The sequence below is a fragment of the Paenibacillus thiaminolyticus genome, assembly GCF_007066085.1.
GTDB classification, from domain to species: domain Bacteria; phylum Bacillota; class Bacilli; order Paenibacillales; family Paenibacillaceae; genus Paenibacillus_B; species Paenibacillus_B thiaminolyticus.
In genome coordinates this window covers 2,372,766-2,394,299 of the sequence record NZ_CP041405.1, presented here as the reverse complement: position 1 = coordinate 2,394,299, position 21,534 = coordinate 2,372,766, and the positions used below count along the sequence as shown (strand labels likewise).

Below are 21,534 nucleotides of genomic sequence, written 5' to 3'. Positions count from 1 at the left end.
TGACAATATTAATTAGAAAGGGGGCAATTTTATGAAAAAGATAAAAAGAGAACTTAAAATAATTGAACAAGATAATGGGGCAATGATTTTTGACAAAAGAAGAGGAATTTATTTTCAAGTAAATCACGTTGGAAGACTTTTAATTCAAGGATTAGGTGAAGGAAAAACTAGGAATGAATTAGTGGCTGAATTAGAAAAGACTTTTGGTTTAGAGAGTGCTAATGCAGAGAATGATGTTAATGAATTTCTTTCCATGCTTAGAGAGGTGGGACTAGCATAATGGACATACCACTTTTTCCAGAGCAGCCAGAACAAGTATCAAATGGAGCAAGATGGCTTGCTAGACTAGCTATACTTCTATCAGCACCTCTGAATTGGCTCTCTCCAAGTATGGTAGAAAAGATATTATCTCGTTTAACGAGAAGATATCCATCGGCTTCAAAGGAACAAGTTCAGGTTATTCGTGATGCAGTATGTACAGTAAGTAAGAGATGTCGAAGTCAAGAGGGTTGTCTGAGACGTTCACTTGCAGTTGTAGTAGCAACGTGGTTAATACGAAGATCTGTTAGTTGGTGTACTGGATACGCCCTAGAACCTTTTAGGGCACATGCATGGGTTGAATTAAACAGTACTCCAGTTGGAGAGCCGGATGAAGTAAGTTTATATTCTAAAGTTATAAGTGTATCTAATTATGTTGAGGAAAAAAACGGAAAATAATAATCCCAAACCTAAAGAACTTGAACAAGATGAGCGATATGAACCGATTCCAAGAGCTAGTTTACGACAATTGTTCGCTTTAACTAAGGGACATAATTTAGAATTCATCTTGGTAGTAATACTTGGTATTTTAAGTGCGATTTTAACACTTATTCAACCAAACTTAGTGGCAGATTTAGTAAAGCAATCAAGCTCAGGATTTACAGTCAATATTACTTTAGTGCTTCTTATTTTGGTTTTATCAGTTTCTATGATTTTAACTACTATACAATATTATTTGTTACAGAAAATAGGCGAAGGTGTTGTTTTTGAAGCACGAAGCAATCTGATTAGCCATTTGATACAAAAGGCAAGTTTTAGGGTCCAACAAGAACTCGGAAAACTTAGTGGACTTGTTGAACGTGATTTACAGGCGATTAGAACTATTCGTTCTACAAATGCTACTTCAATAGAGGAGAATAAAGCTAAGCTACAGGCAGAGCATTTACGAAAGTTAGGAATACGTTTAGCAAAAATACAGTCATTTATGACGCCAATTTCAAATTTGAGTTTACAAGTATGTGGTCTGATTGTCCTTGGTTTTGGCGGGTATCGTGTTTCTATGGGATATATGACGATTGCAGATTTAATTGCTTTTGCTTTACTACTATTTATAATGATTGGACCAGTGGGGCAAATTTTTGGTGCTTTTTCTGGAATAGGCGAATCACTTGGAGCTTTTGCAAGAATTAAAGAATTATTAGATCTTGCTTTAGAAACTGATTATGATACAAATTCTACAGTAACATTTTCACCCAATTCTTCTGCACAAAAAGGGATGGTACTTTTTTAAAAAGTTAGTTTTGGATATAACAAATTAGAGTTTGGAGCAGATATTGCTCAAAAAGAAGGGGAAATGATACTTAAAGAAGTTACTTTAAGTGCAGAATATGGGAAGCGCACAGCTATTGTCGGGCCTTCTGGTGCAGGAAAAAGTACTATTTTACAATTAATAGAAAGATTTTATGATCCTATCAGCGGGCAAATTTATGTAGACGGAAAGGATTATCGAAGCTATTCTCGTGAAGAACTTCGTAAACTTATTACTTATGTTGAACAAAATGCCCCTGTTGTAGCAGGGACTTTACGAGATAATCTCCTTTTAGGAAATTCTAATGTATCTGATCAAGAATGTTACGATGTTTTAAAAGAGGTAAACCTTAGCTATTTGATAGAACGTTCTCCTGACAAACTCGACATGAAAATTGGAGAATCGGGTACTACTTTATCTGGTGGAGAACGCCAGCGTTTAGCTATGGCTCGTTCTCTTTTATCAAAGGCAAAGATTGTTCTTCTTGATGAATTGACATCCAATTTAGATAGTTTAAATGAAATTGGATTGAAAAAAGCTGTTGACAAGATGAGAGAGTCTAAAACTGTCATTGTTGTAGCACATCGTCTCTCGACAATAGTTGATTCAGATATAATCTATGTTCTTGAACATGGAAGAATTGTTGGTTCAGGTAATCACAATGAGTTACTGGATAAAGTACCATTATATAGAAAATTAGCTAAAGAACAATTTCTTGTCAGGGCCATTTAAATAAATATCAAGACTAATTTATTTCGGAGGAGATATTTATATTGACGAATACTACAAACAATATTGTTATATCACAATTATGTAAGCGACATGGAGAAAAAAATATATTAAAAGATGTGTCATTTGAAGCAAAACAAGGGAGAATCACAGCTTTTCTTGGACCAAATGGTGCAGGAAAAAGCTCAACACTTCGTATTTTGTTAGGACTTGATCGTTCAACAGGAACGGCAACTTTTGGCGGAAGTAACTATGTAACATTTGATACTCCATTGAAAGTGGTAGGAGCAGCATTTGATGGTATAGGAGGTGCTCCTTCTAGAAGGGTAAAAACCCATCTGAAGATCATAGCACAAAGCAACAACATCTCTTTCCGGCGTGTGTCCGAGGTATTGGAAATAGTCGGTTTATCAGAAAAAAGCAAAGCGAGGCTGGGAACTTTATCATTGGGTGAAGGACAACGTCTTGGACTTGCAGCGGCTCTTTTGGGAGACCCTCAATATCTTGTTCTTGATGAACCAACTAATGGACTTGATCCAACAGGAATTCGCTGGTTTAGAAAATTTATTCGTCAGCAATCAGACATGGGAAAGACTATTTTGTTGTCATCACATCTTCTTTCTGAAGTGGAAGCTGTGGCGGACGATGTAGTTATTATTAATCATGGAAAAATAATAGCAGCTGGTGAACTTCGGCATGTTATGAAGAACCTAGAATCATTGGAGGATGTGTTCTTTTCTCTTACAGAAGGTGGAGCATAAGATGAAGACTTTTTCTAGAACCATAAGAATTGAACAGATAAAGATTGGTTCAAGTAGAGTGTGGTGGGTAATTTGTGCTTTAGTTATCGTTATTCAACCATTAATGGCACTTATCGCAGCAAAAAGCTTTGTTAAGATTGGTTTAGACGCGACACCAGAAACTCACCCGGAATTAGCGCAAGCATTACCCCCATTGGATTATTTGGGTTTTTCCTCTCTGACTGGGAATTTACCAATGGTTATCTTTGGAGGAATGATAGGGGCAAGTGAATATAAAAATCATCAATTACGTACAACTTTACTATGTCAAAGTAGTCGAATTAAGGTGTTTTGGGCGAAAGTACTCGCACTTTTAATATGTAGTGTATTCATATCACTATTAACAATTTATGCTACGATTTCTATCACACATGTTGGCTTGGGTGAACTAGGCTTACATCCATTTTATTTAAGTACAATAGCATGGCAGTTTATTGGATTTTCAGCGCTAAATTGGATTTTACTAACCATACTTTCTTTCGGGATAGGGATGCTCTTCAAAAATGCCCTCGTCCCTTTAGCTTTTTTAGTTCCTCAGCTATACAATCTTGGAGGTTATTTAGCACAAAGGTGGGAATGGGCGGAGTATCTCCCTGTGGCAGCAGGTAATTTTCTCATTGCAAGACCAACAGACCCTTTTGAACATGATCCATTACAAGGTGGCATCGTACTTCTGGTATGGGTGATATTAACATTAATCATCTCATATTATGCTTTTACTCGTAATGATGTAGGAGGGAAATATTGATGCATGCTGCGCTCCGTAGTGAGAAAACTAAATTTTTTTCTTATGGTTGGTGTGTTCTAGGTGCAGTTGGAGCTATTATCATTCCCTTACTCTACTTATTAACATCAGATACACCAAAGACAGGGAGAGAGCAGGAAGTTCTTTCTCTTTGCTTGCAAGCTCTCTATTTAGGCCAACATGGAGTTATTGTTGCCAGTGCAGGTTATTTTGGTCAAGAATATTCGCACTCTGCTCTAAGAACAACACTTCTCACACAACCATCTAGATTAAAACTTTTATGTGCGAAATTTGTTAACATGTCCATAATTATATTAGTTACGGGAATAGTATCAAGTGTAATTGGTTTAATCGTTCTTATGTTTCAACATGATATCGAATGGACTGGTTCTTTCATGATCCGGTTACTTGGAAGTATTTCTCTTGGGATACTTAGTTGGATTCAATTAGCTTGGATTACCTCTGCCTTATCTATTATGACAAAATCGTTTATAGCACCTGTCGCTATCATGCTCCCGCTTGTTTTGGGACTTAGCCACATGTTGTTTTCATTTTCTCAGTTAGCTAAGTTTTTACCTACTCTGGCTACAATGAATCTTTTTTCTCTACCTGCGGTAAATGTCTATTTAGATAAATGGCCCGGACTAGCGGTTCAATTTTCTTGGGTAGTATTATTATTAACTATTTCTGCTTGGTTGTTTTCATATCGTAGTGTTCGTTAATATAGTAAGCGAGTGGCTTATGCTAATGTAAAACTTATTTTATTAGCATAATTTTTTATCTAGCAGAGTGTGTTCAAAAAGCTCCTATTTTTCTTCTAAAATAAAAATGCACCTTTAGCGAAATAAAGAAACGCTGTAGCTGTGAAGATAAAGAAACTTGCAATTGCGAAAAAACATTTTCAGATCCCGACGCCAAAGTTGGTGTACAACGGAATAAAGCCAATCAGAATACATATTTTAAAAGCAAGGAAATTACATTCCAATATCAAGTGAAAAAATAGTTTTATATTTATAATTGGCGGCCTAAGGCCGCCAATACCTGTTTTTTCGGTAAAGGGTGAAATGCATGTTAAGACACAGTAAAATCCTTAAAACCGTGCTACTAGTGTTACTTCCTATATCCTTATTATTTAACTATTGCTTTTATCGGGAAGTAACTAAAACAGAGGCTACTTGATGAGGCAGCCTATTTGCAAAGGTCATTAATGCAGGTACCCAACACGTATCAAGAATTAATTCGACTATATGCAAATTTGCACGAATGGAATGGTAATCGAGTAATTGGCGTTGATCCGTTACTAGAAATGTTACAAGACTATCGGGAAGAGACTACAGGAACACTAGCAAAAGCTGAACTTTACAAGGAAAGACGAAAGATTGAAAGTGATAAGCATATTGTCATTGAGAACGCCCACCCTCCTATCATCTCAGAGGATGACTATAAAACTGTACAGGAACTCATGCAAAGGAAAGGGAAGCATAAGAGCAACGGCAAAGAAAGCCTGTTTTCTTATATCGTGAAATGCCCCGATTGCGGAAGCGGTATGCACTTCAAGCCAGATAGACGTAATGGGGCGTATGTGTGTGGCGGTTATGTGAAGTTTACATCCTCCTACTGTTCCTCCCATATCATTGAGGAGCAAGCCCTGTTGCAGACCGTCAAGAATGACCTAGGAGCATTGATACAGGACAGGGTAAAGATAGAGGATCTTTAGGGAATAGCGGAGGAAAAAGCGAACGCTTTACAGTCCTCTACCATAAAAAGAACTAAAACGAGTTGATAGAGAGTTAGCCCAACTTGACAAACGCTTTGACTGGTTGTTAAGGCTTCACGTTGAGAGGGCTATCTCAACGGAGCAATTCAAGCAACAGAATGAGCGTATCACTCAACAACAGTAAGACCTAGCGAACAAGAAAGCTGAATTGTAGAAGCAAAGAAATACCTCAACGAACAGCTACAAGCCTTTAGAAAAGAAGTAGGACCTTCGTTAACCTAGACATTGAAGGTGAACAGGTGTTGAAGCAAATCCTCCAAAGGCTAATCCACAAAATTGAAGTATTCGAGGGCGGAAAGATTAAAATTCACTACAAACTTTCCCACCCTCTCCCCTCAAATTAGGTACAGTTTACTTGGCTGTATCTATTCTTTCAAGTCTCACTGTCACCTCCACATGCGCCGTCTGCGGGAACATGTCCACCGGCTGGACGGAGGCCAGTTCGTAGCCGCCGGCCAGCAGTGCTTTGCAATCCTTCGCCAAGGTGGACGGATTGCAGGAAACGTAGACGAGCCGCTTCGGCTTGGCGGCGAGGATGGCCCGCAGCAGACGCTCGTCGCAGCCGGTGCGCGGCGGGTCGACGACGATGACGTCGGGGCGGTAGCCGTCCTTCACCCAGCGGGGAAGCAGCGCTTCGGCTTCTCCGGCATAGAAGGCGGCGTTCGTGCGGCCGCTGCGATCGGCGTTCTGGCGGGCGTTGTCGACGGCCTCCGGGATAATCTCGATCCCGCGCACCTCGGCTGCATACGGGGCCAGCCAGAGGGCGATCGTGCCCGTCCCGCAGTAGGCGTCGACGACCCGTTCCCGCCCGCTCAAGGCCGCGGCCACGCGCACCGCCTCGTACAGCTTCAGCGTCTGCTGCGGGTTGAGCTGGAAGAAGGCGCGCGGCGACAGCGAGAATTTCAAGTCGCCGAGCGAGTCCTCCATCGTCGGCTTGCCCCAGAGAATGCGCGTCTTGTCGCCGAACACGAGCGATGTCTTGCGTGTGTTGATATTGTGCGCGATTGTGGTCAGACCGGGGACCTTGCGCAGCAGCTCGCTGACGAGCTGGTCGCTCTTCGGCAGCGTCTCTGTGCCCGTGACGAGCGTCAATTGCAGGTCGTCGGACTGGAAGCCCGTCCGCACGATGATCGTGCGGACGACGCCGCTGCGGCGCTTCACGTCATACGGCGCAATGTGCAGCCGCTCCAGAATCGCCTTGACCTCCTCGACCGTCTGATTGATGCAGTCATGCTGGATCGTGCAGCCCGTAATATCGACGAGCTGATGGGACTGGGCCTCATATAGTCCGGCGACGATGCGGCCGTCCCGTCCGGCGCCGAGCTGCAGTTGGGCTTTGTTCCGGTAATGCCACGGATCGTCCATGCCTAGCATCGGCTTGAGCGGCAGTGCCTGCCCTTCGATGCCGGCATAGCGGCGGAACGCCTCCCGCACTAGCTCCTCCTTCGCCCGGAGCTGGCTCTCGTAAGCGAGATGCTGCAGCTGGCAGCCGCCGCAGCGATCATACACCGGACAAGGCGGCTGGCGCCGGTCCGGCGATTCCTTCTCGTACGCCGTCACAGCGGCGACGATATGCTTATCGTGCACGGCGCTTACCTTCGCCCGCACGACCTCGCCCGGAAGAGCGCCGTCGAGGAAGACGGCTTTTTTCCGATAATAGCCGACGCCTTCTCCGTTAATGCCGATCCGCTTGATCGTGACGACGATGCGATCACCACTCTTCACCTGCTCCGCAGAGGCATCGGTCACCCGCGGCCGCGCTCCGGACGCGCCGGGACGGGGTCCCTTTTTCCAACCTGCCCGCTCCTTAGGATTGCTTCCTCTATGACTCCGGTCCGTACCGGTTCTTCGTTCGTTCATGTCTGGTCTTCGCTCCTGCCTTCAGATTCAACTGCTCTCACTATAGCAAAAAGAACGGGTGGGCGCCAACCGCCAGCAACGGGGTCTGAACAGCGAGGACGAAGCACGCAGGCAAGCTAGGACGGGCCGATAGGGTCGATGTTGCATATGGCGTGATTCTAATGCCCAATGATTGATGCTTATGGACCGGGGATATGAATGCCCTAGGCTTCGTGTTTGTTGAATGCGGCCTTAATGCAGCAGCCAATATCAAGACCAAAGAGCGGGGCACGAATTCAACCTTGCCCCGAGAGAATCCGGCCTGGCCCTCCCAACCGGCTTCGCGTTAGGTTATACTAGAACAATAGCAGGGAGAGCGAGAAGGAGTTCGAGGATATGATATCAATGGACCAAGCACGGAGCACATTGAAGCGGGTGTTCGGCTACGATGACTTCCGCGAGGGACAGAAGCGAATAATTGAATATATATTGGAAGGTAAAAATACGGTAGGCATTATGCCGACCGGCGGCGGGAAGTCGATCTGTTACCAGATTCCGGCGCTGATGCTGCAGGGCGTGACGCTGGTCGTCTCGCCGCTCATCTCGCTGATGAAGGATCAGGTCGATGCGCTGCACAGCTTGGGCGTGGAGGCGGCGTTCATCAACAGCACCCAGGAGATGGGGGAGGCGGGACGAATTGTGCGCCGGGCGGAGGAAGGGCGGCTGAAGCTGCTCTATGTCGCGCCGGAGCGGCTGGAGAGCGAATGGTTCCGTGAGCGGGCGAAGTCGCTGCCGATCGCGTTCATTGCGGTGGACGAGGCCCACTGCGTGTCGCAGTGGGGGCATGATTTCCGCCCGAGCTACCGCGCGATCGCGCCTTTCCTGAAGGAGCTGGAGGAGGCGGGACGTCCGCGCCCGCTCATGGCGGCCTTTACGGCTACCGCGACGCCGGAGGTGACGGAGGACTTAATCCGGCTGCTCGAGCTTGGGGAGCCGGAGCTGGTGGTCACCGGCTTCAAGCGGGACAACCTGGCGTTCGCCGTGCTGCGCGGCGAGGAGCGCCGGGCATTTACACTCAATTATGTGCGGGAGCGCACGCATCAGCCCGGCATCATCTATGCCTCGACGCGGAAGGAAGTCGAGGATCTGTGCGAGATGCTGCGGAAGGCGGGTCTTGCCGCCGGCCGGTATCATGCCGGCATGTCGGACGAGGAGCGCGCGCATATGCAGGAGGCGTTCCTGTATGACGACTTGCGCGTCATCGTGGCGACGAACGCCTTCGGCATGGGCATCGACAAATCGAACGTGCGCTATGTGCTGCACTACAATATGCCGAAGCATATGGAGGCGTATGTGCAGGAGGCCGGGCGCGCGGGCCGGGACGGCGAGCCGAGCGAATGCGTGCTGCTGTTCCATCCGCAGGATATTTTGACGCAGAAGTTTTTTATTGAACAGAGTGAAGCCGCGCCAGAGCGGAAGACACATGAATATAAGAAGCTGCAGGCGATGATCGATTACTGCTACACGACTGGCTGCCTGCAGACGTACATGCTGCGCTACTTCGGCGAAATGTCGGACGAGACCTGCGGCATGTGCGGGAACTGCAAGGATGAGCGCGAATCGATCGACATTACGACGGAAGCGCAGAAAATTTTCTCCTGCATCTTCCGGATGCGGGAACGGTTCGGCGTCTCGATGGTAGCCTCTGTGCTGAAGGGATCGCGCAACAAAAAGGTGGTCCAATACGGCTTCGAAAAGTTGCCGACGCACGGAGAGATGCGGCATTTGACCGAGAAGGCGATCGCCGACCTGATTTATGTGCTGATCGCGGAAGGCTATTTGCAGTTAAGCGAAGGACAGTATCCGGTTGTCCGCCTGCTGCCGCCCGCGGCCGAGGTGCTGAAGGGGCAGCGCCAGGTGACGCAGCGGGTCGCGACCTCGCTGAAGCCGAAGGCCGCCGGCGCGGTCGACCAGACGATATTCGAGCAGCTCCGCCTGATCCGGCGCGAGCTGGCGAGCAAGGCGGGCGTGCCGCCTTATATCGTGTTCAACGACAGCACGCTGCGGGAGATGGCGGAGCGGATGCCGACGACGGAAGCCGAGATGATGCTCGTCAAAGGCATCGGGGAAGCGAAGCTAAAACAATTCGGCGAGCCGTTCATGGCCTTCTTCCGTCAACGGGAAGAAGAGTCGGCCCGGCTTGACGCACAGGAGGAATGGGCATGATGGATGCTAACAACAAGCATAGCAATGGCGCCGATACGGGCAGCGTGAATGCGGCGGAAGAAGCGCAGCCGCAAGTTGCCCAGGCGACCATCGAAGATTTCATGAAGCTGGACATCCGGATCGGCACGATCGTGGAGGCGGCCCCGTTAGAGAAGGCGCGCAAGCCCGCGATCCAGCTGCTGATCGATTTCGGTCCGCTCGGCCTGAAGCGCTCGAGCGCGCAGATTACGGTCCGCTATACGCCGGAAACGCTGATCGGACGTCAGGTTGCCGCGGTGGTCAATTTCCCGCCGCGGAAGATTGCGGGCTTCTCCTCGGAGGTGCTCGTGCTCGGCGGCGTGCCGGAAGAAGGGGATGTCGTGCTGCTGCGGACAGACGAGGCGGTGCCGAACGGAACGCCGATTGCATAGGCCATGGCGCAAGGCGAGCCGGACAGAATGCTGTCTGGCGCCCTTGCGTGACGATAGAAGGGAGTCAACATGAAAGTCGTACTATCCACATTGAACGCGAAATATATTCATACTTCGCTTGCCATCCGCTGCCTGAAGGCACACTGCGGCGACGAGTTCGACGTCGAGCTGGCGGAGTATACGATCAAGGATCCGGCGATGAATATCGTCTCCGATCTGTTCCGCCGCGAGCCGGATGTCATCGGATTCTCCTGCTATATCTGGAACATCGAGGAGACGATCCGGGTCATCGGCATGCTGCGGAAGGTTAGGCCTGAGCTGCGCATCGTCCTGGGCGGGCCGGAAGTATCCTATGACACCGTGTACTGGATGAATCGGCTGCCGGACGTGGACTTCATCGTGATGGGGGAGGGGGAGGAGACCTTCCTGCATCTGCTGCGCGAGATTCGCGACGAACAGAAGTATCACTTCGTGTTCGGCCTCGCGTACCGCAAAGGGGACGAGGTCCGCATCAATCCGGGCCGTCCGAAGCTCGACCTGAACGCGATCCCGTCTCCGCACCGGTTCGCGGAGGATTTGCCGTATCTGGGCAAGCGTGTCGTCTACTTCGAGACGAGCCGCGGCTGTCCGTTCAGCTGCCAATTCTGCCTGTCGAGTATCGAGGTCGGGGTCCGCTACTTCGATATCGAGCGAACGAAGGCGGATCTGCTGTTCCTGATCGACAACGGGGCGAAGCTGATCAAGTTCGTCGACCGCACGTTCAACATCAAGCGGGATTACGCGATGGAAATGTTCCGCTTCCTGATCGAGAACCACCGCGGCTGCGTGTTCCAGTTCGAGATTACGGCGGACATTATGCGGCCGGAGGTGCTTGATTTCCTGGCGGAGAACGCGCCGCCAGGCATTTTCCGCTTCGAGATCGGCGTCCAGTCGACCAATGATCCGACGAACGAGCTCGTGAAGCGGCGTCAGAACTTCACTAAGCTGACCCGCACCGTAACGAAGGTGAAGGACAGCGGCAAAATCGATCAGCATCTCGATCTGATCGCCGGTCTGCCGCTCGAAGACTATGGAACATTCCGCAAAACGTTCAATGATGTGTTCGAGCTGCGTCCGGAAGAGCTGCAGCTCGGCTTCCTGAAGATGCTGCGGGGCACCGGGCTGCGCAATGACGCGGACAAGTACGGATATGTATATATGGATCAAGCTCCCTACGAAATGCTGAGCAACGACGTACTGCCCTTCAGCGACGTCGTACGCCTGAAGCGGCTGGAGGATGTGCTGGAGAAATATTGGAATGCCCACCGGATGGACTATACGATGGAGCATCTGATGCAGGAGGAATTCGATTCGCCGTTCGATTTCTTCCAGGCGTTCGGTGATTTCTGGGAAGAGAACGGGTGGCAGAAGATCGGGCATCAATTGGAGGATCTGTTCGTTCGCCTGCAAGCCTTCCTGGACGCGCACGGTCTGCGGCGGCCGGACGTGGCGAACGGGCTGATGAAGCTGGACTACTTCCGCAATCACAAATACAAGCCGCGCAAGACGTGGTGGGAGACGATCGTGCCGAAGGAAGAAGCGGCCCGCGTTATGCGGCAAGCTGCCGAGCGGCCGGAGGACGTGTCTCCCTCCTTCGCGGCGCTGGGCTTGAGCGAGAAGGAGCTGCACAAGCATGCCGTCGTCGAGCGGATCCCCTTTGCATGGAAGGCGGATGCCGTCCAAGCGGCGGGGAGGCTGGATGTGGAAGACGCCCCGAGCTATCTGCTCGTCGTCTATCAGCAGACGGAAGACGAGAAGCCGCTGCTCTTTTCCATCGGGGCAGGTGCCCAGTAAGTAAAACAATTTGACAGCGCCGGAGGATTTGCGTCCCCGGCGTTTTTGTGCAATATTATGGAATTTATAAATTTTTTGGGGTAAGCAGGTCTTTCCGCCTCAGCGTGAATCGTGGCCGGCGCTGAAGAAGCAGAACGCTGAAGAGAAGCAGCACATTGAATTAGCAAAACAGTGCGCTATGTATTTTTCGGCACATCATTTGGACTCGTCTCTCAGTAGAAAAAATTGATTTTAAACGCTCTGAGTGCCAAGCTTTGGTTAGGAAAATGGATAATCTCCACGCTTTCGTAAAAAAAAGGAGTTTCCAACGGCCTGACACCTGCACACTTTCCCTAGACACGCCTATTCGGTAAGCGAATCCGCAAAACTGCATGATTTGTCCAGACACGTCTATTCGGTAGGCGAAACTGCACAATTTGTCCAGACACGTCTATTCGGTAGGCGAAACTGCATGATTTGTCCAGACACGTCTATCCGGTAGGCGAAACTGCACGATTTCTTCAGACACGTCTATCCGGTAGGCGAAATCCTGCGCAAATACAGCAATTCGATATGGACGATTTTCCCAGAAAGGGAATCCTGCATAACTGCAGGAATTTCACCCGTTTCGCTTCGACTTGAAGCAAAAGGGCCTAAAATGATGTAGATTTGCAGCAATTCCTCGGGATGTGGACTCATTGAGCCGAAATTCCTGTAAAATAGCAGCAAGTCCATCGACACGTTCAAGCCCCAGGAGGTAACGATGCCTCCAGAAGGCGATGATGCCCCCAGGAGCCAACGCTTCTCTTGGATCCCGTAAATCAGGCTGTTGAGAAAGTCCAAGGGACTTTATTCGTGCCGTGATCCGGCCTGAGGCTTGGGGATAGGGCGGTTCCTAGCGAGCGGCGAGCGGCCGCAATCGCCGCAATCGCCGCTATCTGCGCGCAATGGCCGCTATCTGCGCGCTATCTGCGGTGAAGGCCGAGGCGGATGTACCCGAATCAAAGCCCGCGAAGCCCCCTGCATATCGCAGAGGAACCTCCCGGGCTTCTTTTCCTTCAGAATCGGGCCTTGCTACAGCGAGAGCCGGCCCGTATCCTTGCTTATTTCTTCAAGTGATCGTCGAGGAACTTGATCATCGCGTTATAGAACTCGATCCGGTTCTCCTCGTTGTTGAATCCATGTCCTTCGTTGTCCTTCAGCATGTACTGGACATCGACACCGCGCTTCTTCAGTGCTTCGACAATCTGATCCGATTCCGCCTGATTGACGCGCGGATCGTTGGCGCCCTGAGCGACGAAGAGCGGCGTCTTGATGCGGTCGGCATGGAAGACCGGTGAGACGGCCTTCAGCAGCTCCTTGTCTTGCTCCGGATGTCCGACCCGTTCATAGAACATATTGCGGAACGTCTCCCAGTACGGCGGCAGCGTCTCCAGCAGCGTAAAGATATTCGAGACCCCGACATAGTCCACGGCGGCGGCATACAGATCCGGGGTGAAGGTGATGCCGGCCAAGGTCGCGTATCCGCCGAAGGATGCGCCGTAGATGCCGATGCGATCCGGATCGGCGATACCTTGCTTGATCGCCCATTGAACGCCATCGGTAATATCATTTTGAATGTTCCGTCCCCACTGCTTGTTGCCGGCATTCAGGAATTCCTTGCCATAGCCCGTAGACGAACGGAAATTCACCTGCAGCACCGCATAGCCGCGGTTCGCCAGCAGCTGCACCTCCGGATTGAAGCCCCACATGTCCCGCGCCCATGGCCCGCCATGCGGATTGACGATTAGCGGCAGATTCTCCGGCTTCTTGTTCTTCGGCAGCGTCAAATATCCGTGAATCGTCAGACCGTCCCGGCTCTGATAAGAGATCGGATGCATATCAGACATCAGCTCCGGCTTCAGCCACGGGCTCAGATTGGCCAGCTCTGTCAACTGATCGGTCGTGGAATCGTAATAGTAGTACCGGCCGTAGGTCTTGTCGTTCGATACGCTGACGATGAACTTGTTCATGTCCTGATTGTAATCGTTAATGCCGATTTCGCTTGCGCTCACCTTCAGCTTCGCCATCAGCTTGCGGTACAGCCCTTCGAATTCGCTATCGAAAAATTTCAGATTAACCTTGTCTGTCGCATAAGCCGCGTAGAGCAGCCGGTCCCGCTTCGAATCATACACCGCTTTGGCAATATCGACTTCGGGATGCTCGAAGAGCACCTTCTCGTTCGCTTGCAGATCGAAGCGGACGAGGGCTGCCTTATCCCGTCCTTGATTGGATACGGCGAGGACGGATTGATTGTCCTGCGTGAAGCCAAGCAGGTTCACTTCGTCTCCGGCTTGGAGCTTCAGGAAGGAACGGAATTCTTCCTTATCCGACTCGCGGTACATAATTTCGCCCACGACTCCGTCCGATACGACGGCCATGCGAATATTGCCGTTGCGATCCGCGAGCCAGCCCTGGACGTTGCCCGGATTTTTGGCGACGAGCTGGAGCGCGCCTGTCTTGATGTTCAGCTTGTAGACATCGAAGACGGTTTTATTCTCTTTGTTCAAGGTGACGAGAATCTCGTCCTTGACTCCCGACAGCAGGCTGACCAGACCGGCTTGCACTCCTGAATACGGCGTCAGCTCCTTCTCCTGCGCTCCGTTGAAGCTGGACGAGTAGATATGGAAGTTTTCATCTCCGCCGTTATCTTTCACATACAGAAGCGTGTCGCCCTTCCAGAAAAAGCCCGCGATATCCCGATCCTTGGAGCTGGTTACCCGCTCCGGTTCGCCGCTGCCTCCCATATTCTTCACGAATACGTTGGCCCGGTTCTCCCATGGCGCCATAAATGTCAAATAATTGCCGTCCGAAGAGATCTGGTAGGCGAGACTGCCCGGATTGCGCATGAAGTCTTCGACTGGAATCGGATCGACGCCGTTATCGCTGATCGAGGCCAAGCGCAGCTTCTTCACGTTGTCCAGCGCTGCAGCCGCTTCTCTTAACGTAACCGCCTCGTCGGCGCGGAGGCTGCCATCGCGATAACCGTGCAGCAGACCGAGCGACTTGGCCTGTTCCGCATAGGCGGTCAGGCTGCTCTCCCCGCTGTCCTGCCCGAAGGCGCGCACCAACATGCGGGCGGCCTCGCCGCGCGTAATCGCGTCATCCGGGGTTGCGAGCTCGCCTTCCCGGATCCAGCCTTCCTCCAGTGCGACCTTCATCGGATCGACGCCGTGCTTGTACGTGAGCACCGTCACCGCATAGCGGATGAACTCATTGGCCGTGACCTTGGCGGTCAGATCGGCCTTGGCGTCGACGGCTCCTGCCGTGACAAGCGAATTCACGCCATGGGCATACCAGGGCGCAGATGAGCCTGTCTCTGCTCCCATGACGGTCAACGGCATGGAGCATGCCATGACTGCGGCCAGTACAGCCGCTACGATTCTTTTCTTCAACTTGAATCTTCCCCCTTTATGCCTATGGAAGACATGCGAATATGCCGCCATCTTCTTCCATGTTCCGGCGGCTTCCATTCTTCAACGTCAGGTGAGCGCAGCTGCGATTATGTAGTACGGGCTTGACGGCCGGGATTCCGGTGTCCGCATGCGTCATTGCCCGCAATGAGTACCTTCTTTCTTCCATTATATCCATCACATCGACCTAGGCGTTGTCAGACTGGGCCGCTCTTCTTAATAATACGGGAGGTCAGGAGAAAAGTTGAGGGAAATTTTTACCTCGCCTGGAACAGCAGCACCGAGCCGACTGGCCCGGTGCCCGCTTCATTATTGCACCGCGATATAAATATCCACCTGCGCGTCCTCCGGATTGGCGCACCGTTCGTCATACCGCTCGAAATCTCCGGTGAACGTGCGCGTCATTCCCGAGGCCGCGGCCCATGTCCAGATGGCCGCCCATGCTTCCGGCACGACCTTGGCCACAGGTCCGCGTTCCGTCGTGAATACCGCGTACTTCGCCGCGGGGACGGTGACCGTCGCGATTCCTTCCGGCAGCGCCGCGTCGGTAATGATGCTTGTGCCGATCAGCATCGAATATTCGCCCGCCGCCCCATTCTCATAGTCATGGTAACAGCCGTAGACGACGCCGGGCTCGGCTGCATTTGGAATACGCTCCAGCAGGCCTTCCTTCCAGAATTGGTCCCACATCTGCGGAATGACGGCCTCCGGCGTATATTCGCGCATATTCGAGGTGCGAGCCGAGATGCCGGCCAGCATCATCTCTCCGCGCTCGATGATCTTTACCGGCTTCAGATCCGGAACAACCGTCCCTGCTTGAGCAGCCCATCGCTTTAGCGTCGGAAGATAATTGTTCAGCATCGTTCGCGCAGCTTGTTCTTCCATCCCGTTCTCGACGACGAAGGGGACGCACACCTCAATCATCTCTTCCATCGTCATATCCGGCTGCTTGAAGGCTCCGCCCTCATAGCAATAGATACAGTAATCCAGCACTCTATTGTTATCCTTGTCCGTTCCAAGCTGTTCCTCGCTGCGCAGCGGCATTCCGCAGCTTTGGCATTCGCGTTGCAGGGTTTGTTCCATGAACAATCACTCCTCATCCTATGATGGCTTTAGTATACGCCATGGAACTTGACAACCCTGTGTCAGGTTAGACAGGTAGAGTAAATTGTTTTTTGGAGTGATCCTGCTTCTTGCAGGAGTAAAGAATGAATGAACGAGGCGCCGGACACACTGGGAGACATCGGGCTAAGCCGGTTTTCTCTATTTTCGGTGATAGAACATGGTAAAATAAATAACAGGTATCTAAGCGGCGGTAAGCTGAGTACGAAGGGAAGAAGGAGGAGCCATGCTTCAGAAATTTGGATTTTCCCAATATGAAAGCAAAGTATACGAGGCGCTCGTCTCCAGCGGCGAACCGTTGGACGCGACGACCGTCGTGAAATATTCGGGCGTCCCCAAAGCGAAAATCTATGAGGTGCTGGCCCGGCTTATCGACAAGGGCGTCGCGTCCGACACGATCTCCGGCAAGAAGAAGCTGTATGCGGCGCTGCCGCTGGAGGTCGTCATCGACAAGCTGGCCCAGGAATTCGAGAACAGCATTGCCCAACTGAGACGAAGCAGCGAACGCAGGGCGTACGTCGACGATCAGGTGTGGACCATCAAATCGGACACGAGCATTCAAGCGTATGGCAAGCATCTGATCGAGGGCGCGGAGCAATCGATTCTGATCTCGATGTGGAAGGACGACTTCGCCGCCTATGTGCCGCTCTTGGAACGGAAGGAGCAGGAGGGAGTCCGGGTCGAGGCGATGGTGACCGGCTACCATGTGCCGGAGGCCCGGCTGTCGAAGCTGCATACTCTTACGCCGACGGACGAGCATCAGCGGCTGGAGCGGTTCGCGATCATCGTCGTCGATGGCGAGCGTCTGATGTTCGGCGGACTCGACCACGGGAACTGGCAGGCGATGCAGACGGGCGCGCAGCCGTTCGTCACCTTCTTCACGGAATTTTTCTACCATGATGTCGCGCTCGCGGCCATCTCGCAAAAATATTATGACGAGCTGATGCAGGACGAGGAAATGAAGGCTCTGTTGATGCAGCTTCGTTATTAGAAGGGAAAACACTCTTGCATGGCTCTGCCGCTGCGGGAGTGTTTTTTATGTTGCGTTCCTTACGAGCAATCTCCCTTCTGCTCAGAAAAGCGGATAATGATATAATGGAATTATTTGACGATAGGTAACTCAAAAATATTGATTTCAATTTTTAGGAGTACGAGAATGGGCCGATTATTGAATCTGAAATGTAATTTACGGCTGAAGATGATTTTGCTTATCAGCCTCTTGATTATTGGAATCTGTGCGATTTTCGCGGTGTTTCTGGAACGGTTTATCTGGAATATGGCCGAGGATCAGACCGGAAAACGAGCGTTGAATTTGGCGCAAAGCGTCGCAAATATACCGGAAATCCAAAGAGCCTTCCGCTCGGACACCCCCTCCGTGGTGATTCAACCGATCGTGCAGCCGATACAGCGGGAGACGGGCGCGGAGTTCATTGTTGTCGGGGATACGCAGGAAATCCGGCAATCCCATCCCAATGCTAGCATTATCGGAGCCAAAATGGTCGGAAGCGACAATGACAGGGCCTTGCTTCATGGCGAGTCGTACGTCTCGAAGAAGGAAGGAACGCTCGGGTTGTCGATTCGGGGGAAGGTGCCCATTTTCGATGAAGGGAAGATCGTGGGGGTCGTGTCGGTCGGTTTTCTCAATAATGATGTGCACCGCATCGTGGCGGACCAGAGCAAAGCCCTCTGGCTGACCTTAAGTCTCATAATTCTGTTCGGCGTCGCAGGAGCTGTCTTCATTGCCTCTTATATCAAAAGATTATTGCATAATATGGAGCCCGAGGAGATCTCTCATCTGTATCTTCAGAAGGAAGCGATTCTGCAGTCCACGCATGAAGGCATTATCGCGGTGGATAATGATGGGGCCATTACGGCGATGAATAAAGCGGCCAAGGAGATTCTGTTCACGGATATGGCGGAGCAACAAACCAATTATGCAGGCGCATCCATTCAACAGATTGTTCCTTCCTTGAACAGGCATGGCAAGCAGAGAAGCCGCTTGGTGAACCGGGAAATGGTGCTGGGCGAGGATGTCGTGCTCGTCAATCAGACTCCTATTGTAAGGGAGAATGCAGTTACGGGGAGCGTCTATACGTTCCGCGCCAAAACAGAGCTGGAAACGGTGACGGAGGAGCTGTCCCGCATTAAGCAATATGCGAATGCACAGCGGGCGCAGACGCATGAGTACTCCAATAAGCTGCATATCATCCTTGGTCTGGTGCAGAACCAGCGGTATAAGGAAGCAATCGATTTTATTAAAAAGGAAAGCAATATGCAGCAGGCCAGGTTGACATTTTTATCGGAAAAGGTAGCGGACCCTCTGCTTCAGGCATTGTTACAAGGGAAGTTCAACCAAGCCAATGAGCTGGGCATCTCCATGGTCATTCATCCGGACAGCCGGCTGGAAGGCTCATTTGCAGAGGAGAAGCAGGATGCGCTGTTAACCGCACTGGGCAACGTCATTGAAAATGCGCTGGAGTCGGTCAAGCAGAAGGAAGACGGTCAACGCAAGGTGGCCATTTTTTTTACGGATATCGGAGAGGATTGTATTTTTGAGGTTGAAGATTCTGGTCCAGGGGTGGCCGAGGCGGATATCCCCCGCATTTTTGAGCAAGGATTTTCGACGAAGCAGGGCAGCTATCGGGGAACGGGGCTTGCGCTGTCGAAGCTGATGCTGAATGGCGTTGGCGGCGAGATTTTGTTAGAAGCAGGGGAAGGGGAGCTCGGAGGAGCTTGTTTTATGATTATCATGCCGCAGGATGAAAGGGGATCGCTGTGAAGGACTTGTTGTCGGTGCTGATTATCGAGGATGACTTTCGCGTAGCGGATATTCATCGTCAATATGTTGAAAAAACAATCGGCTTTGCCGTACCACACATCGCCAAGAGCCGAAAAGAAGCGCTGGCTTATATGGAAAGCGGCGAAGCGGCTCCCGATCTCATTTTATTGGATGTATATATCCCGGATGTGGAAGGAATGAACCTGTTGTGGGAGCTTCGTCAGTCCAGTCATGACAGCGATATCATTATCGTCACGGCGGAGAAGGGAGCGAAGTCGGTTCAGGAAGCGCTTCGCGCCGGCGTGTTCGATTATATCGTCAAGCCCGTTGATGAGGAGCGTTTCACCTATACGCTGACAAAGTATAAGGAATACCGGAGCTTGCTGCGCTCTGCCAAAGAAATGGAACAGACCGAAATCGACGCTGTATTCGGACTGCATCGCGCTTCGGGCTCCTCCGCCAGGGCGGATGGGGCGCTCCCGAAGGGGATTGACTCGATCACGCTGGATAAGATTCACCGCGTCTTCACGCACAAGGAGATCGGCGGAATTACAGCTGTAGAATTAAGCTCCGAGCTCGGCATCAGCCGTTCGACGGCGCGGCGTTATTTAGAATATTTAGTGTCCTTGAAGAGGGTCAGGACGAAGCTCATCTATGGCACGGTAGGAAGGCCGGAACGAAGATATATGATCTGTGACACTTATGAACAAAATCAGTAAAATGAGCGATATTGTTTTTATGCTCACAATATTTATCCCTCGTTCTATCTGTGATAAATTTCATACTAATCTACAAAGGATTATGCTTTACACCGAATTGTAAACGCATTCATATGGTGTGGAATGAGGTTAGGTGTGGAACGCTGGCAAGCACATCACGGAAAGGGGATATCCTATTGAGCCTTAGTTTGATTGGTCTGATTACGATTTTAATTATTGTCGCCTTGCTTATCAGCGGCAAAGTGACCCCGATTGTAGCCATGGTCATACCACCGATCCTTGGCGCCTTACTCGCTGGTTACAGTTTCACGGAAATCGGCGGCTTTTTTGGCAATGGCGTCAGCTCGGTTATTAATGTCGCGATAATGTTTATTTTTGCGATTATCTTTTTCGGCATTATGCAGGACGTTGGGCTCTTTGATCCTTTAATTAATAAAATGGTCGCTGTTTCGCGCGGAAGCGTCATTACGGTAAGTGTCGGAACGGTATTGGTGGCCGCGATCGCCCATTTGGACGGATCGGGAGCTTCGACCTTTTTAATTACGATTCCTGCGCTTTTACCTGTTTACAAGCGCTTACAAATGAATCCGTATTTGCTGCTCCTGTTAGTTGGGGGAAGCGCAAGTATTATGAATATGATTCCGTGGGCCGGTCCTCTGGGACGAACGGCTACGGTCCTGGAAGCAGATGTCACGGAATTATGGCAGCCGCTCATTCCTATCCAGATCATCGGCATGGTGCTCATGATTGGACTGGCCGTACTTCTCGGCATCAGGGAGAAGCGGAGAATCATCCGCAAGTACGGCTCCTTGGAGGTTGCCGCCACGCTTGAAGCGACAGCTGCAGGGCCGGATGCTTCCGCTTCCGTCCAGACCGGACCAGCGAATGGTCTCGCTCGTCCTAGATTGCTGTGGGTCAATGCTTGCCTGGCTGTCGCGGTCGTGGGCGTGCTCGTGGCCGGAATTATCCCGGCGGGCCTAGCCTTCATGATTGGGGTAAGCATCGCCTTGCCGCTTAACTTCTTCAAGGTGAATGATCAGATGGAACGGTTGCGCGCCCATGCGCCCAATGCGCTCACGATGGCTTCGATCATTCTTGCGGCCGGCTTATTTTTGGGGATACTGAACGGAACCGGCATGCTTACGGCCATCGCGAATGATGCCGTGACGATACTTCCAGGCAGCATCGCGCCATACCTGCATATTATTGTCGGCTTGCTAGGCGTGCCGTTCGATTTAATCTTGAGCACGGATGCGTATTACTTCGCCCTGCTGCCTGTCGTCGATCAGATTGCTTCCGGCTTCGGCGTCGCTTCGCTATCCACGGCGTACGCGATGGTGATCGGCAATATCGTCGGCACGTTCGTGAGCCCGCTGTCCCCGGCCTTGTGGCTGGCGCTAGGGTTAGCGGGCCTGGAGATGGGCCGCCATATCCGCTATTCGCTGTTCTGGATATGGGGCATCAGTATTGTTCTCGTCATTACGGCTATATTTATGGGAATTATTTAAAGATGAATAGCAGGACTTAATTGTTACTTGTTCATGGACCTTGATTGGC

General features: G+C 50.8%; 18 protein-coding genes. 15 read left to right on the top strand and 3 right to left on the bottom strand.

Going from position 1 to position 21,534, the window contains the following annotated elements; all coding sequences use genetic code 11:
* The first annotated feature begins 31 nt into the window (after positions 1–31).
* The 8 genes from FLT43_RS10750 to FLT43_RS10725 all read left to right on the top strand — a co-directional run bounded on the left by FLT43_RS10750 (position 32) and on the right by FLT43_RS10725 (position 5,558).
* Entirely contained in the window at positions 32–280 is a 249-nt protein-coding gene (locus FLT43_RS10750; protein WP_087444897.1) for a PqqD family protein, read from the top strand.
* Positions 280–717, top strand: coding sequence for a lasso peptide biosynthesis B2 protein (locus FLT43_RS30840; protein ID WP_208620099.1), 438 nt, complete (start codon positions 280–282; stop codon positions 715–717). The genes FLT43_RS10750 and FLT43_RS30840 overlap by 1 nt, the downstream gene beginning before the upstream one ends.
* A complete protein-coding gene (locus tag FLT43_RS29690; protein WP_208620100.1) occupies positions 692–1,549 on the top strand; it encodes an ABC transporter transmembrane domain-containing protein in 858 nt (285 codons plus the stop codon). Before FLT43_RS30840 ends, FLT43_RS29690 begins: the two co-directional genes overlap by 26 nt.
* A 63-nt stretch (positions 1,550–1,612) precedes the next feature.
* Positions 1,613–2,299, top strand: coding sequence for an ABC transporter ATP-binding protein (locus FLT43_RS29685; protein WP_208620101.1), 687 nt, complete (start codon positions 1,613–1,615; stop codon positions 2,297–2,299).
* A 41-nt stretch (positions 2,300–2,340) separates the two neighbouring features.
* On the top strand, positions 2,341–3,057 hold the full coding sequence (locus FLT43_RS10740) for an ABC transporter ATP-binding protein (RefSeq protein WP_087444898.1): 717 nt from the start codon (positions 2,341–2,343) through the stop codon (positions 3,055–3,057).
* Between the two features lies 1 nt (position 3,058).
* On the top strand, positions 3,059–3,844 hold the full coding sequence (locus FLT43_RS10735; protein WP_087444899.1) for an ABC transporter permease: 786 nt from the start codon (positions 3,059–3,061) through the stop codon (positions 3,842–3,844).
* A complete protein-coding gene (locus tag FLT43_RS10730) occupies positions 3,844–4,563 on the top strand; it encodes an ABC transporter permease (protein ID WP_087444900.1) in 720 nt (239 codons plus the stop codon). The genes FLT43_RS10735 and FLT43_RS10730 overlap by 1 nt, the downstream gene beginning before the upstream one ends.
* Positions 4,564–5,033: 470 nt before the next feature.
* Positions 5,034–5,558 (top strand): recombinase zinc beta ribbon domain-containing protein, encoded by a 525-nt coding sequence (locus FLT43_RS10725; protein ID WP_087444901.1) that lies wholly within the window; start codon positions 5,034–5,036, stop codon positions 5,556–5,558.
* Positions 5,559–5,969: 411 nt separating this feature from the next.
* Here FLT43_RS10725 and rlmD read toward each other — a convergent pair whose 3' ends face one another.
* Positions 5,970–7,478, bottom strand: coding sequence for a 23S rRNA (uracil(1939)-C(5))-methyltransferase RlmD (gene rlmD / locus FLT43_RS10715; RefSeq protein ID WP_244194382.1), 1,509 nt, complete (start codon positions 7,476–7,478; stop codon positions 5,970–5,972).
* Positions 7,479–7,853: 375 nt separating this feature from the next.
* On the opposite strand from rlmD, the gene recQ reads away from it, so the two are divergent.
* The 3 genes from recQ (at position 7,854) to FLT43_RS10700 (ending at position 11,926) form a co-directional block, all read left to right on the top strand.
* Complete coding sequence (gene recQ / locus FLT43_RS10710; protein ID WP_087444902.1) at positions 7,854–9,683, top strand: DNA helicase RecQ; 1,830 nt, start codon at positions 7,854–7,856, stop codon at positions 9,681–9,683.
* A gap of 44 nt (positions 9,684–9,727) precedes the next feature.
* The gene (csaA, locus tag FLT43_RS10705; RefSeq protein WP_255321637.1) at positions 9,728–10,093 is read left to right on the top strand and encodes a chaperone CsaA; all 366 of its coding nucleotides are present in this window, start codon (positions 9,728–9,730) and stop codon (positions 10,091–10,093) included.
* A gap of 69 nt (positions 10,094–10,162) precedes the next feature.
* Positions 10,163–11,926: a B12-binding domain-containing radical SAM protein gene (locus FLT43_RS10700; RefSeq protein ID WP_087444903.1), complete on the top strand. Its 1,764-nt coding sequence runs from the start codon at positions 10,163–10,165 to the stop codon at positions 11,924–11,926.
* A gap of 1,082 nt (positions 11,927–13,008) precedes the next feature.
* Here FLT43_RS10700 and FLT43_RS10695 read toward each other — a convergent pair.
* Positions 13,009–15,339 carry a S9 family peptidase gene (locus FLT43_RS10695; RefSeq protein WP_087444904.1) on the bottom strand — a complete coding sequence of 777 codons (2,331 nt, stop codon included), beginning with the start codon at positions 15,337–15,339 and terminating at the stop codon, positions 13,009–13,011.
* Between the two features lie 327 nt (positions 15,340–15,666).
* Positions 15,667–16,440 (bottom strand): effector binding domain-containing protein, encoded by a 774-nt coding sequence (locus tag FLT43_RS10690; protein ID WP_087444905.1) that lies wholly within the window; start codon positions 16,438–16,440, stop codon positions 15,667–15,669.
* Positions 16,441–16,705: 265 nt separating this feature from the next.
* Between FLT43_RS10690 and FLT43_RS10685 the strand changes: the two genes are divergently transcribed.
* From FLT43_RS10685 to FLT43_RS10670, 4 genes are all read left to right on the top strand, one after another.
* Positions 16,706–17,470, top strand: a complete 765-nt coding sequence (locus FLT43_RS10685) for a TrmB family transcriptional regulator (RefSeq protein ID WP_087444906.1) — start codon at positions 16,706–16,708, stop codon at positions 17,468–17,470.
* Positions 17,471–17,635: 165 nt separating this feature from the next.
* Positions 17,636–19,258 (top strand): ATP-binding protein, encoded by a 1,623-nt coding sequence (locus FLT43_RS10680; protein ID WP_087444907.1) that lies wholly within the window; start codon positions 17,636–17,638, stop codon positions 19,256–19,258.
* On the top strand, positions 19,255–19,977 hold the full coding sequence (locus FLT43_RS10675) for a response regulator (RefSeq protein WP_087444908.1): 723 nt from the start codon (positions 19,255–19,257) through the stop codon (positions 19,975–19,977). The genes FLT43_RS10680 and FLT43_RS10675 overlap by 4 nt, the downstream gene beginning before the upstream one ends.
* Before the next feature lie 176 nt (positions 19,978–20,153).
* On the top strand, positions 20,154–21,485 hold the full coding sequence (locus tag FLT43_RS10670; protein ID WP_087444909.1) for a CitMHS family transporter: 1,332 nt from the start codon (positions 20,154–20,156) through the stop codon (positions 21,483–21,485).
* Positions 21,486–21,534 lie beyond the last annotated feature (49 nt).

Excerpts from the sequence above, each read along its gene's own strand:
- FLT43_RS29690 (WP_208620100.1), top strand. The coding sequence starts at position 692 with ATGTTGAGGAAAAAAACGGAAAATAATAATCCCAAACCTAAAGAACTT.
- recQ (WP_087444902.1), top strand. The coding sequence starts at position 7,854 with ATGATATCAATGGACCAAGCACGGAGCACATTGAAGCGGGTGTTCGGC.
- FLT43_RS10680 (WP_087444907.1), top strand. The coding sequence starts at position 17,636 with ATGGGCCGATTATTGAATCTGAAATGTAATTTACGGCTGAAGATGATT.
- FLT43_RS10750 (WP_087444897.1), top strand. The coding sequence starts at position 32 with ATGAAAAAGATAAAAAGAGAACTTAAAATAATTGAACAAGATAATGGG.
- FLT43_RS10685 (WP_087444906.1), top strand. The coding sequence starts at position 16,706 with ATGCTTCAGAAATTTGGATTTTCCCAATATGAAAGCAAAGTATACGAG.
- FLT43_RS10690 (WP_087444905.1), bottom strand. The coding sequence starts at position 16,440 with ATGGAACAAACCCTGCAACGCGAATGCCAAAGCTGCGGAATGCCGCTG.
- FLT43_RS29685 (WP_208620101.1), top strand. The coding sequence starts at position 1,613 with ATGATACTTAAAGAAGTTACTTTAAGTGCAGAATATGGGAAGCGCACA.
- FLT43_RS10735 (WP_087444899.1), top strand. The coding sequence starts at position 3,059 with ATGAAGACTTTTTCTAGAACCATAAGAATTGAACAGATAAAGATTGGT.
- FLT43_RS10730 (WP_087444900.1), top strand. The coding sequence starts at position 3,844 with ATGCATGCTGCGCTCCGTAGTGAGAAAACTAAATTTTTTTCTTATGGT.
- rlmD (WP_244194382.1), bottom strand. The coding sequence starts at position 7,478 with ATGAACGAACGAAGAACCGGTACGGACCGGAGTCATAGAGGAAGCAAT.
- FLT43_RS10700 (WP_087444903.1), top strand. The coding sequence starts at position 10,163 with ATGAAAGTCGTACTATCCACATTGAACGCGAAATATATTCATACTTCG.
- FLT43_RS30840 (WP_208620099.1), top strand. The coding sequence starts at position 280 with ATGGACATACCACTTTTTCCAGAGCAGCCAGAACAAGTATCAAATGGA.